At 42.7% G+C, this 13,196-nt stretch carries 14 protein-coding genes; 5 read left to right on the forward strand and 9 right to left on the reverse strand.

What is annotated here, in order from left to right; translation table 11 throughout:
- The 9 genes from C1A47_RS00005 to C1A47_RS00045 all read right to left on the reverse strand — a co-directional run.
- The coding region (locus C1A47_RS00005; RefSeq protein ID WP_319921963.1) for a CoA-transferase at positions 1-160 on the reverse strand (160 nt) is incomplete at its 3' end.
- Between the two features lie 22 nt (positions 161-182).
- A complete protein-coding gene (locus C1A47_RS00010; RefSeq protein WP_111891176.1) occupies positions 183-1,391 on the reverse strand; it encodes a benzoate/H(+) symporter BenE family transporter in 1,209 nt (402 codons plus the stop codon).
- Between the two features lie 26 nt (positions 1,392-1,417).
- Positions 1,418-2,203 carry a 1,6-dihydroxycyclohexa-2,4-diene-1-carboxylate dehydrogenase gene (locus tag C1A47_RS00015; protein WP_111891178.1) on the reverse strand — a complete coding sequence of 262 codons (786 nt, stop codon included), beginning with the start codon at positions 2,201-2,203 and terminating at the stop codon, positions 1,418-1,420.
- Positions 2,204-2,215: 12 nt separating this feature from the next.
- Positions 2,216-3,232 carry a benzoate 1,2-dioxygenase electron transfer component BenC gene (gene benC, locus C1A47_RS00020; RefSeq protein ID WP_111891180.1) on the reverse strand — a complete coding sequence of 339 codons (1,017 nt, stop codon included), beginning with the start codon at positions 3,230-3,232 and terminating at the stop codon, positions 2,216-2,218.
- A 73-nt stretch (positions 3,233-3,305) separates the two neighbouring features.
- Complete coding sequence (benB, locus tag C1A47_RS00025) at positions 3,306-3,818, reverse strand: benzoate 1,2-dioxygenase small subunit (RefSeq protein ID WP_111891182.1); 513 nt, start codon at positions 3,816-3,818, stop codon at positions 3,306-3,308.
- On the reverse strand, positions 3,815-5,203 hold the full coding sequence (gene benA, locus C1A47_RS00030; RefSeq protein ID WP_111891184.1) for a benzoate 1,2-dioxygenase large subunit: 1,389 nt from the start codon (positions 5,201-5,203) through the stop codon (positions 3,815-3,817). Before benA ends, benB begins: the two co-directional genes overlap by 4 nt.
- Before the next feature lie 67 nt (positions 5,204-5,270).
- Complete coding sequence (gene catA / locus C1A47_RS00035; protein WP_111891186.1) at positions 5,271-6,200, reverse strand: catechol 1,2-dioxygenase; 930 nt, start codon at positions 6,198-6,200, stop codon at positions 5,271-5,273.
- Positions 6,201-6,323: 123 nt separating this feature from the next.
- Entirely contained in the window at positions 6,324-6,614 is a 291-nt protein-coding gene (gene catC / locus C1A47_RS00040) for a muconolactone Delta-isomerase (RefSeq protein ID WP_111891188.1), read from the reverse strand.
- A gap of 14 nt (positions 6,615-6,628) precedes the next feature.
- On the reverse strand, positions 6,629-7,738 hold the full coding sequence (locus C1A47_RS00045) for a muconate/chloromuconate family cycloisomerase (RefSeq protein WP_111891190.1): 1,110 nt from the start codon (positions 7,736-7,738) through the stop codon (positions 6,629-6,631).
- 102 nt (positions 7,739-7,840) lie between these two features.
- Between C1A47_RS00045 and C1A47_RS00050 the strand changes: the two genes are divergently transcribed.
- The 5 genes from C1A47_RS00050 (at position 7,841) to C1A47_RS00070 (ending at position 13,165) form a co-directional block, all read left to right on the forward strand.
- Complete coding sequence (locus tag C1A47_RS00050) at positions 7,841-8,767, forward strand: LysR family transcriptional regulator (RefSeq protein WP_111891192.1); 927 nt, start codon at positions 7,841-7,843, stop codon at positions 8,765-8,767.
- A 153-nt stretch (positions 8,768-8,920) separates the two neighbouring features.
- Positions 8,921-9,892 carry an acyl-CoA desaturase gene (locus tag C1A47_RS00055; RefSeq protein WP_111891194.1) on the forward strand — a complete coding sequence of 324 codons (972 nt, stop codon included), beginning with the start codon at positions 8,921-8,923 and terminating at the stop codon, positions 9,890-9,892.
- Positions 9,889-11,163 carry an NAD(P)/FAD-dependent oxidoreductase gene (locus tag C1A47_RS00060; protein WP_111891196.1) on the forward strand — a complete coding sequence of 425 codons (1,275 nt, stop codon included), beginning with the start codon at positions 9,889-9,891 and terminating at the stop codon, positions 11,161-11,163. Before C1A47_RS00055 ends, C1A47_RS00060 begins: the two co-directional genes overlap by 4 nt.
- 6 nt (positions 11,164-11,169) lie before the next feature.
- Entirely contained in the window at positions 11,170-11,985 is an 816-nt protein-coding gene (locus C1A47_RS00065; protein WP_111891198.1) for a DUF1365 domain-containing protein, read from the forward strand.
- Positions 11,966-13,165: an SAM-dependent methyltransferase gene (locus C1A47_RS00070; protein ID WP_111891200.1), complete on the forward strand. Its 1,200-nt coding sequence runs from the start codon at positions 11,966-11,968 to the stop codon at positions 13,163-13,165. The genes C1A47_RS00065 and C1A47_RS00070 overlap by 20 nt, the downstream gene beginning before the upstream one ends.
- Positions 13,166-13,196 lie beyond the last annotated feature (31 nt).

A 13,196-nucleotide genomic window follows, 5' to 3' on the forward strand; every position in this document is an offset into this window, starting at 1 on the left:
TGTTGCTGACGATGGTGAGGTCTTTGATGCCCAAATCAATCAAGCCGTCAATGAGTTCAGCAGGTTGTCCTGCGGTGCCAAAGCCACCAATCATAATGGTTGATCCATCTTGAATCTGTTCAATCACGGCACGAAGACTGCCTGAGCTTTTATCAATCATAAAAAGTCCTCATCAAATTTGACTATGTTTGGTTTTCATTTTCAACTGAACGGTTGGGTTTGAAACTTAAAATTAAATGCGCCAGCATGCCAATACAGATGCCCCAAAACACCGAACTTAAACCGAGAAAATGCATGCCTGAAACGCTGGCAAGAAAGGTGATGACAGCCGATTCACGCTGCTGTTCGTTGCTAAGTGCAATATTGAGATTGTAGGTAATGGCACTAATCAAGGCTAAGCCTGCCAAAGCAGCAACCAGCTCTTTTGGAAACAGACTAAACAGCAGCACGATGCTGCCTGAAAACAAGCCACCAAGTAGATAAAACAAGCCATTGGTGATGCCTGCGATATAGCGGCGTTTCGGGTTTTCATGACAATCTTCACCCATACACAACGATGCAGTAATTGATGCGAGAACAATGCTAATACCGCCAGTGAAAGCGACAAAAAGAGACACCAAACTGGTCGTTCCAATAATGGTTCGTCCAGAAACTTGGTAGTCATTCAGTTTAAACAGCGCCATACCCGGTAAAAACTGTCCAGACAAACTCACCAGAATCAGCGGTAACGCAAAGTTCAATGTCGATGACCATGTCCAGTGCGGGCTAATCCATTCAGGAATGGTCAATGCAAAATTCAATGACACTGGGCGCAATTGTCCCCAAAACAGACTGAGCACAATCCCTGTCGATAAAACCCACAGCATGCTATAACGCGGGTTAAAACGTTTAGCACACAGATAAACCACTAACATAATGAATATAATCAGTGGCATATGATTACTGGCTTGAAATACGCCTAAACCAAATTGAAATAAAATTCCTGCCATCATGCCTGCGGCAATACCAGATGGAATCCAGCGCAGTAAGGTATCAAATGAACCACTCACCCCAATGATGAGCATCACTACGGCTGCCGTGATATAGGCTGCAACAACCTCATTTAAACTGATATGCGGAAACAAGGTCACCAGTAAGGCTGTTCCAGGTGCAGACCATGCGGTAATGATCGGAACTTTATAGCGAATCGAAAGAAATATGCCAGAAACAGCAGCGCCGATCGAAATGCCCCAAATCCATGAACTCAGCATGTGAGCATCGACTTGAGCATGTTGAGCAGCTTGGAAAAAGATAATCAGCGGCCCTGAATATGAAATCAGGACGGCCAGAAAACCTGCGATTGTGGCTGAAATTGACCAATCACGTTTCAATTGTTGCAATAGACTGAGCATCCTAGCCCCCTTATCTATCCCTGTGATTATCCTTGATCACCACCACCTACAGGCAACACGGTACCTGTAATGTAAGATGCTTCATCCGATGCCAAAAAAGTAATGGCATTGACCTGTTCATCGATTGTGCCGTAGCGTTTCATGAAACTACGATCTACGGTTTGATCAACCACATCTTGCATCCAAGCTTTGTCCTGATCCGACATTGCTGCACCGTTCCGTGGAATTTTGCGTGGTGGAGCTTCTGTTCCGCCTGTTGCGACTGCATTGACACGAATGCCATCTTGCGCATGTTCAAATGCCAGTGATGCTGTTAATCCATTGACACCACCTTTTGCCGCAGAGTATGGAATACGGTTGATTCCACGCGTCGCGACAGAAGAAACGTTCACAATCACACCCGATTGCTGGGCAATCATGGTGGGCAGTACGGCATGACAACACCATAATGTTGGAAATAATGAGCGATGAATTTCTTTGATAATTTCCTGTTCAGAAAATTCCTGAAAGGGTTTCATCCAAATAGCACCGCCAACATTATTAATCAGAATATCAATTCGATCATAGGTTTGCATGGCAAGTTGCGTAACAGCTTGTGCACCTGCAAAAGTTTCTAAATCTGCCAATATGGTGGTGACTTGATCGGTATATTGACGAATCTCTGCTGCAACGTCATTCACCAGTTCAGATTGATCTGCCAGTACCAGTTTTGCACCTTCTGCAGCGAGGCGTAATGCCACCCCGCGGCCAATTCCTTGTGCACTACCTGTAACAATGGCAACTTTTCCCTGAAAACGAGAGCTTTGTGACATCGTTAACTCCCGTTAGTTGGCTGAAAATTTTTCGAAATAGAAGTTCTTTGGTTTTACATTTTCATGATCTAACCATGTACGCACAGCATCGACCATCGCGACAGGCCCACACAGGTAAATATCGACATCACCAGCATTGAGCCAGTCAGCATCAATGTGTGCAGTGACATAGCCTTTACGTTCATGCTGGCTGTCTGTATGGGCAACAACAGTTCGATAATCAAACCAGTCATGTGTTGCTTTAAAGGCTTCTAATTCATCAATGGCAACCAAGTCAAAATCATTGGTGACACCAAAGACCAAGTTAACAGGTTGTGGCACCGACTTTTCTGCCAACACAGAAAGCATCGACAAGAATGGTGCGATACCTGTACCACCCGCCAGCATCAAGACTGGACGCTGTACATCTCGCAAATAAAAACTACCAAAAGGCCCAGTGAACTGCATTTGTTCACCTGCTTGCGCAGTTTGGCTTAAAAAGCTACTCATTTTGCCATTTGGCACATTACGCACCACAAAACCTGTTAAACGATTACCTGGTTTTGAGCTAAATGAATATGAACGGGTTTCATCGCTATTTGGAATGCGGACATTGACATATTGTCCAGCCAAGAAATGAATATCTGGCTGACCTTCATCGAGTTGGATTTCAAACTGGATGGTGGATTCAGAAATATTGTTGACCTGTGCAAGGCTACCTTGGAACGTATGTACTTTGGTTTTACAGACATCAGAAGATGCTTTGATTTGAAAAACAGCATCGGACGTTGGGCGGCACTGACAAGCCAGCACATAACCTTCCTGAGCTTCTTCTGGGGTTAAAGCATCTTCAATATAGGTTTCTTCAGGCATATCATACTGACCCGACTCACAAAATGCGCGACAAGTCCCACATGCACCTTCACGGCAATCGAGTGGAATGTTGACTTGTTGGCGGTAAGCTGCATCGGACAGGGTTTCGCCCTGATGAACTGTAATAAAACGAGTGACGCCATCTTCAAACTGAAGTGCGATATTGTGATTCGACATAGCGAGAATCCCTTAAAAGTGTTACAGATTCTCAGCCAAACTCCTTGGCTGAGAGTTGCAAATGAAATGTGTCTTAAAGATGGTAAATATCAATCACTTGGTTGATATAGTCATTTTTCAAGACCACATATTTGCTGAGGATTTTTGGCTGTTCACCTGAAAAATCAATTACGTAGCGCGACATACCAAAATAACTGTAGTTGGTTTTGTAGCGGAAACTTAAGGTATGCCAGTTAAAGCGTACAGTGACTTGCGAACCATCCACCTGTTCAATTTCAACATTGTTGATGTTGTGGCTGGTGCGTGTATCTGGCATGGTGGCTGAAGAACGCTCAGTTTTAATACGAAACACGCGGTCTTCCAAACCCTGACGGTCTGGGTAATAAATCAGAGAAATCTCAGATTGTGGATCTTCTGTTAGAGTGTCATTATCGTCCCATGCAGGCATCCAGAAAGATGCTTCAGGTGCATAACATTCCAACCAGTCATCCCATTGCTCATCATCTAAAAAGCGTGCTTCGCGATATAAAAACTGAGCAACTTTTTCTAAACTGATTTCTGCATTTACATGTTGTACTGCATTCATGCCAATGCTCCTTGCTCTGCCTGTTCCGCCAGTTTTTCCTGTTGAATGGCATGTTTCATGGTTTTGAGCCAGTATTGGTGCTGTGCCAAATACAAACCTTCATCTTCAGTTTTAATACCGCTGAGCAATGGTTTTAAACCAATTTCATTGGCTGCATCGTCTGCACCCTGAATCCAGTGTTTTGAGCCGCGACACATGTCGTTCCATTCAAGGGCAATGCCTGCATAACCCGCCTGACATGCACGGAATTCTTCCAAGTCATCTGGTGTTGCCATGCCTGAAGCATTAAAGAAATCTTCATACTGACGAATACGACGGGCACGTGATTCAGCTGATTCATTTTTTGGTGCGATACAGTAAATCGTGACTTCGGTTTTATCGACACTGATCGGACGTAAAATACGGATTTGCGAACCAAACTGATCCATCAGGTAAACATTTGGGTAAAGACAGAGGTTACGCGAACGCTCAATCATCCATTTCGCCATCGCTGAACCGTATTGTTCCGTATATTCAGCATATTTTGGGTAGTTTGGACGGTCTTCTGGGTTTGCCCATTGTGTCCAAAGTAACATGTGTCCATGTTCAAAACCGTATGAACCGCCACCTTGTTTGCCCCAACCACCTGCACTCATGGCACGAATTTTGTCATCTGCCTGTTTTTCTTTACGGTGCTGCGTAGTTGCTGCATAGTTCCAGTGTACAGCCGACACATGGTAGCCATCTGCACCATTTTCAGCGGTCAGTTTCCAATTGCCTTCGTAGGTATAGGTCGAAGAACCGCGGAGAACTTCTAGACCATCGGCAGATTGATCTACAATCATGTCGATAATTTTTGCTGCTTCGCCTAAGAATTCTTCTAGAGAAGGCACATCAGGATTTAAACTGCCAAACAAGAAGCCTTTGTAATTTTCAAAGCGCGCCACCTTTTTCAGGTCATGCGAGCCTTCTTTGTTGAAGCAGTCTGAATAACCTGCATCGCTTGGGTCTTTAACTTTCAGTAATTTTCCTGAGTTATTGAATGTCCAACCGTGGAATGGGCAGGTATAGGTTGCCTTGTTACCACGCTTATGGCGGCAAAGCTGTGCGCCACGGTGTGAACAGGCATTGATCATCGCATTCAACTCACCGTTACGATTACGTGCGATGATAATTGGCTGACGACCGATATATGTGGTGTAAAAATCGTTGTTATCTGGGATTTGGCTTTCGTGTGCCAAAAATACCCAATTACCTTCAAAAATGTATTTCATTTCCAACTCAAACAGCGTTGGATCGGTGAATACAGAGCGATGTAGCTTGAATTCACCCGTTTCAAAATCATCGACAAGCAAGTCATCAATCTGATCAAGATGAGTCGCATTGAGTACAGATATACGCGCCATAAAAGAATCTCCAAAAACTCAAGAGATACCGAGATCTTGATCAAACCGATCTCGGGTACCACAACGATTAAGCGCTTGCGCGACGACGATCAACTTCAGTACTTGGTGCTGCTTCAGCATCAGCTTCTTTGACAAGTACAATATTAAAATCAATGTGTTTGAATGGTTTGTCTAAACTACGACGAGCGATTTCTGCTGCATCATTGACATCTACCGCAGTTGCGACCAGACCATCACGTGTTGCGAAGGCAAAGTCATCCCACAGGTATTTGTCGCCTTCAATGTTGAATTGAGTCGTTAACTTACGGAAACCTGGTGCAGAAACAAAGTAATGCACGTGTGATGGACGGTTACCATGACGACCTAACTTGTTCAACAACGCTTGAGTCGTACCTTCAGGTGGGCAGCCATAACCAACAGGCATCGTTGTTAATGCTGTGTAGTGACCGACAGTGTCCGTGAAAATCGTGCGGCGTAAGTTAAAGTGCGACTGAGTTTTGTCAAAGAATGAATAATTCCCCATGCTGTTGGCATGCCAAACTTCAACTTTCGCGTTTGGAATGATGTTGCCTTCCGTATCTTTTACCGTTCCTTCAATAATTAAGGTATCGACATGGTCAGATTCAGAACCGTCATCCATACGGGCAAAACCAACTGACTCTGGCGCACCTGCCACATAAAGTGGACCTTCAATGGTACGTGGCGTACCGCCTGCTGCAACACCTGCTTTTGCATCTGCTTCATCGGCACGAACATCAAGATAATGTTCTAGACCTAGACCCGCAGCGAGTAAGCCGAGTTCATTGGCTTTACCTGCATCGGTAAAATATTCAATCCCTTTCCATACTTCGCTTGGTTGAATATCCAAGTCTTCAATTGCTTTAAACAAATCACTGACAAGACGTACCACGATGTCTTGAATACGTTGATCCACTTCTCCTGTTGCAGTATCAACGTTCATTTGTTTTACGAGTTGGTTAATTTCCTGATGGTTCATACACTGTCTCCTTGGGTATGAATGCTGGCTAATTATTGTGGCGAGCTCATCCTAAATGCTGGCAAATATAGCTAACCACGTCCTTGTTTAAAAAAAATCCTATTTGACCCGTATCAATCCAGATTAACGGTCATCTTCACGAATGGATGATGGATGTCGATTGAGCGCCATCACTTCAATATTCATGTAGGGATACAACGGCAAACCTTGCAAAATCTGATGCAATTCTTCATTGCTCTCGACATCAAAAATACTGATGTTGGAATACTGTCCTGTAATCCGCCAGATATGGCGCCATTTACCTTGCTGCTGTAAATTTTGTGAATAAGCCTTTTCAGTGGCTTTAATCTGATCAGCAATTTCTTTAGGCATATCAAGAGGTATATGCACATCCATGCGAACTTGAAATAACATCTCGGCTCCTTGTTTTAATGTCGGCGCAATTGTTCAATTTTGTCTTCATCAATTTCGATGCCTAAGCCTGCGGCTTTTGGCACAGCCAATTGAAAGTTTTCATACTGCAACGGTGTTTTTAAAATTTGCTCAGTGAGTAACAACGGTGCAAACAGCTCTGTACCAAATGCTAGATTTTCAAAAGTTGAAAATGCATGTGCAGAAGCGATTGTGCCAACAGGGCCTTCAAGCATCGTGCCGCCATACAAATCCACGCCTGCCAGTTTGGCAATCGTTGCGACTTCACAAGCTTCAATCAAACCACCTGACTGTTCGATTTTCACTGCAAACACATCAGCCGCATGGCGTTTCGCAATTCGATAGGCACTTGCTGGGCCTGTCAGAACTTCATCTGCCATAATCGCGACATCAAAACGCTCAGTTAAACGTGCCAAGGTGTCAATATTTTCAATTCCACATGGCTGCTCGATCAGGTCAATCCCACCATCTTGCAGTTGTTGGATACCATAAATTGCCTGAGTTTCTGACCATGCACGGTTTACATCTACACGGATACTAATGTCTGGCCCTAATGCTTTTTTAATCGCAATCACATGCTCAACATCTTGCTGAACTGGATGTGAACCAATTTTGAGTTTGAAAATATTATGGCGTTTTGCCTCAATCATTTTCTTTGCTTCTGCGATATCTTTTTCAGTATCACCCGATGCCAATACCCAAAGTACCGATAGATGATCACGTAAACGGCCACCCAGTAATTCACTGATTGGCAAACCTAAGCGTTTCGCCTGAATATCGAGCAATGCCGTTTGAATCGCACATTTGGCAAAACGGTTGTCATTGATGGTTTTACGGATCAATTGCAGGGTTTGCGCCACGTTCAAATTTTTTACAGATTTGAGCAAAGGAGCAAAATAAGTATCAATATTGGTTTTGACACTTTCAGGGCTTTCACCCGCGTAGCTTAATCCACCAATCGTTGTGGCTTCACCCCATCCAACAAATCCATCGGCAGTTGTGATTTTCACCAACACCAAAGTTTGTTTTTGCATGGTTGCAACCGAAAGCTTGTGTGGGCGAATGGTCGGAATGTCCACAAGCAGGGTTTCTACAGATTTATACATCCTTCACATCTTCTGTTAGAACTTTACTTGTTTATACTTTAAAAGAATGGTTAAATATTTTCAAAGACATTATTGGCATACTAAAATACCAAAAAGGTATATATGGAACTCAGACATCTCAGATACTTTGTTGCTGTTGTGGAAGAACAAAGTTTTACCAAAGCAGCAGAAAAACTCTTTATTGCTCAACCACCTTTGAGTCGTACCATTCAAAATCTTGAGGAAGAATTGGGTGTACAACTACTTGAACGTGGTAGCCGACCTGTAAAAACCACGCAAGTTGGACAATTTTTCTATCAACATGCCCTCAAACTTTTGTCGAATGCTGAACAGATGGTGTCCATGACTCAGCGTATTAATGCCGTCCAAACCACCATTCGAATTGGCTTTGTCAGCTCACTTTTATTTGGGTTATTGCCGAGAATTATTTATTTATATCGGCAAAAACATCCTCAACTTAAAATTGAACTGATTGAAATGGGCACACAAGCTCAGGTTGAAGCATTAAAGGATGGGCGAATTGATGCAGGGTTTGGCCGACTTCGCATGAGTGATCCAGCCATTAAGCGTGTTTTACTCAGAAATGAAAAACTGATGGTCGCAACACATGCCAGTCATCCATTTAATCAAAGCAAAACCCAAGGCGTATATTTAGCCGATTTAATTGATGAAAATATTTTGCTTTATCCCAATACAACCAAACCTAACTTTTCTACGCATGTTCTTTCCATTTTCTCTGAGCATGGCTTAGACCCACAAAACTTAACGGAAGTTCGTGAAATTCAGTTAGCGCTGGGGTTAGTTGCTGCGGGTGAAGGGATTTGTATTGTGCCTGAGAGTAGCAATAGTATTCAGATGGCACAGTTAAATTACATCCCTTTACTTGATCCAAATGCTTTAAGCCCTATTTTTATTACGGTTCGAAATATGGATGACAGTAGCTATATTTATGGACTTTTTGAGACGATTCGCCAGATTTATGATTTTGAAGGCATTCGTTATGATGAAAGTGAATTGAAGCACGTTTGATTTTAAATTCTCAGATTTACTTAGGCTATTTTAATAAGTATTTTTAAGCCCTGATCGATCGGATCTTGGCTTAAAAAATTCACACAAAATTCATGCAGGCTTGTTTAGACTGATTTTAACTGCTGATAAGTCAGGTTAAATCGGGACAAACCTATGCTTAGAATAATGTGGCGATGGATAGATAGCTGGTCAGTCAATTCTGTTGAATTGACTGATGCTCAAAATGATATAAAAGATAATAAAATTCAATGGTTTCGTATTCTACCATTTATTATTTTGCACCTCTCCTGCTTGGCAATTTTTTGGGTAGGAATCTCATGGTTTGCTGTTGGCTTCATGCTGTTTTTTTATCTGATTCGCATGTTTGCGATTACAGGTTTTTTTCATCGCTATTTATCACATAAAACTTTTCAAACTTCTCGTCCTGTTCAATTCTTATTTTTGCTAATCGGCACGATGAGCGCACAGCGTGGGCCGCTTTGGTGGGCTGCACATCACCGAAATCATCATCGTTATGCAGATACCACCCAAGACCCCCACTCGTCCCAATATGGGTTTTGGTATAGCCATATTGGCTGGTTTCTCAATCAGCAAAATTTTGTCATTCGTCAGGAAATGGTGAAAGACTGGCTGAAATATCCTGAATTAATCTGGCTTGACCGCTTTAGTTTGCCGATTGTGCTGATGACCGCAGCCAGTATTTTTGGATTAGGTGAAGCCCTCGCCCACTATGCGCCACAACTGCATACCAATGGTCTGCAACTGTTGATTTGGGGCTTTTGTATATCCACCATTCTCGTCATTCATGCAACTTTATGTATTAACTCGCTTGCTCATCTATTTGGACGGCGTGATTTTGCAACACGAGATGACAGCAAAAATAATCTTTGGCTGGCACTGATTACTTTGGGTGAAGGCTGGCACAACAATCATCACTACTATGCAGGAAGTGCACGACAAGGCTTTTACTGGTGGCAACTAGATTTAACGTATTATGGATTAAAAATGATGTCCTATTTAGGCTTGGTTTGGGGATTAAAACCTGTGCCTGAGCGCGTGTACATTGCGCATAAACAGCAAAGTTCCAATCCGATAACAGATCAGCCACGAGGAAATTCGCCATGAAAATTGCAATCATTGGTTCAGGAATTTCAGGGCTGTATGCAGCGTGGCAACTTTCAAAGCAGCATGAAATTCATATCTTTGAAAAAAATCAATATTTTGGTGGTCATACCGATACTCATCATCTAATGATTGATGGACAGCAGGTTGTTGTAGACAGCGGGTTTATTGTATTTAATCAGCACAATTACCCATTATTTACCGAAATGCTGCAACAGCTTGGAGTAGGCTCAGAACAAAGTGATATGAGCTTTTCGGTAAATAATCAGGTGACAGGTTTGCAATATAATCCTTCTCAAAAATGGTCATTGCTGGCAAAACCTCAGAATTTTTTAAATGCCAATTTCCGCCAAATGCTACGTGATCTATTGCGCTTTTATCGGCGGAATCAGGGAATTAATGTACAAGCATGTGAGAGTGATCTCACCATTGAGCAATATCTTGATCAACACGGTTATTCCAAAGCTTTCCGTGAAGAACATTTGTATCCGATGTGTGGCGCACTGTGGTCTAGTCCGATTGAGCAAGTGGCGCAGATTCCTTATAAGTTTGTGGTGAGTTTTTTTCAGCATCATCGTATGTTACAACTCAGACAACGTCCTTTGTGGCAAACCGTACAAGGCGGTTCATCGCAGTATATTCGAGCAATTCGACAACAATGCTCACAAATTTACTGGCATCAACAAGGCGTTATATCTGTTGAGCGCAATGAAAATGAGGTAACTGTAGAAACGACGATCGAGCGGCAGACATTTGACTGGGTAATTTTTGCGACACATGCCGATGATACTTTGCAGCTTTTAGCTCAACCGAGTGAAATTGAGAAACAGGTGCTTTCTCAGTTTAGTTATCAAGACAATATGATGGTAGTGCATCATGATAGTTCCATCATGCCGAAACGGCGTGCGCTTTGGGCCAGTTGGCATGTCCATGTTACAGCAACATCAGCTACCAATTCCACACCACATTATAGTTTTAGCTACTGGATGAATCAGTTGCAAAATTTGCCGTGCAAAACCCAGATTTTTGCCAGTTTGAATCCTAATTTTAAGATTGATCCAAGTAAAGTCTTGGTAAAACGTCATTATCGACATCCTGTATTTGATGCTAAAGCCATTGAAGCACAACAAAACTGGGCGCGAATCAATGGACAACAACGCAGCTCCTTTTGTGGAGCGTATTGGGGCTGGGGCTTTCACGAAGACGGCGCTCGTAGCGCAGCACGTGTAGTCGAGCATTTACGAACACTGTCTGATTCATCTGAATCAAGTTGAGGGTCTATGCAACTTCATACGCTTGCAATCGCATCTGCCAAGATTCGTCATCGGCGTTATGTGCCAAAAGCACATGAGTTCTTGGCTCGTCTCGATTATTTATGGTTCGATGCCGATCAGATCGACTCAATCACTCAAAATTCAGCATTATGGTCGAGTCGAAACTGGAATGTGCTGACGCTCAATCCTGATGATTTTCTTACTCAATACACAGGCACTCTTCGTGAGAAAGTTGCCCAAGCCTTGACCTCTCAAAGTACGCTTCAGCTTGATGTTGAACATCAGATTTTTGTTTTGGCTTTGCCGCGTTGCTTAGGCTTACGTTTTAACTCCGTGGTGTTCTACTACGTGTTTGATGTACAGCAAAATCTCTATTGTATTCTCAGTGAAATTACCAATACGCCTTGGAATGAACGACATGTCTATGTCCATGATTGCCAGTCCCAATGGCAAAGTACCGATAAGTTGCACGGTCTGCATTTTGATTTTGTTAAAGACTTTCACGTTTCCCCTTTTATGCCGATGAACTTGCAGTATCGCTGGCATTTTCATTTGTCTGAACAGCAGCAGTATTTCATTCATATGCAACTGTTTGACAATCAAAAACTGATTTTTGACGCAACGATGCGTTTCCAGCTAGAACACATCACACTTCCTTCACAGCAATATCGTTATGCTTTAACCAATGCAATCGCACCCATCAAAATGCTCAGCGCGATTTACTGGCAAGCATTTTGTCTATGGTGTAAAGGCATTCGGTTTCATCCACATCCTAAAAATGCAAAACATCGCAAGGAGCGCTATGAAAACAATGATTTCTAATCGACAAGATCAGTTGCCGTTTGTGCTACGTAGTCTGGTCAAATTGCGCCATGGTCAGATCTGCTTTCAAGGCATGTGGAATGGCACGATTGGCGAAAATTCGGGTTTAACTGCGACTGTTGAAGTCCTCGATACAGCTTTACTGGATCTGATTTTTAAAAATGGTGTTTTGGGCGCAGCCGAAGGATATATTCGCGGTTATTGGCAAAGTCCTGACTTAGTTCAGCTCATTCAGATTTTGGCACGTAACCGTCACCTGCTCGATAAAATGAACCAACATCCATTGGCTCAAGTGAGTCAGCAACTGTTAAAAGTCTGGCATAGAACCCGTAAAAACTCACTTAAAGGTAGTCGGCAAAATATCGCTGAACATTATGATCTGAGTAATGATTTCTTTAAATTATTTCTTGATTCCAGCATGATGTATTCCAGTGCGGTGTTTCAACAGCCCGACATGACCTTAGAACAAGCATCAGATTTAAAAAAAGAACTGATCTGTCAAAAGCTCAAATTAAAACCTGTCGATCATCTGGTTGAAATTGGTAGCGGTTGGGGTGGTTTTGCGATCTATGCCGCACAAAACTACGGTTGTCAAGTCACAACCATTACCATTTCCCAAGCACAGTACGATGAAGCCATTCAACGGATTCACGCAGCAGGTTTACAACATCGGGTACAAGTATTACTCAAAGACTATCGTTTACTTGAGGGTAAATTTGACAAGCTGGTTTCAATTGAAATGATTGAAGCTGTGGGTGAACAGTATCTATCAACCTACTTCGAAAAATGCAGACATCTTTTAAAACCCCATGGTTTAGCGTTGATACAAGCCATTACCATTGAAGATGCCCGCTATGAAAAAGCACTGCATAGCATTGACTATATCAAGCGTTACATCTTCCCTGGCAGCTTTATTCCGTGCGTCTCGGTGCTGACTTTAAAGGCTTCTGAACAACAGCTACGACTCAAACAACTTGATGACATCGGACAAAGCTACGCTGAAACTTTGGCACACTGGCGTAAACGCTTTTTAGCAGCACGTCAGCAAGTCTTAGCACTTGGTTTTGATGATGCTTTTATACGGATGTGGGATTTTTATTTGTGTTACTGCGAAGGCGGTTTTCGAGAAGGTGTGATTAGTGATGTCCATATGCTGTTTGAAGCAAGTCCCTATCGCTAATCAGCTCGTTCGTTATTAACTCATATAGGAG

The sequence above is a fragment of the Acinetobacter sp. MB5 genome (assembly GCF_003261585.1).
Classification (GTDB): Bacteria; Pseudomonadota; Gammaproteobacteria; order Pseudomonadales; family Moraxellaceae; genus Acinetobacter.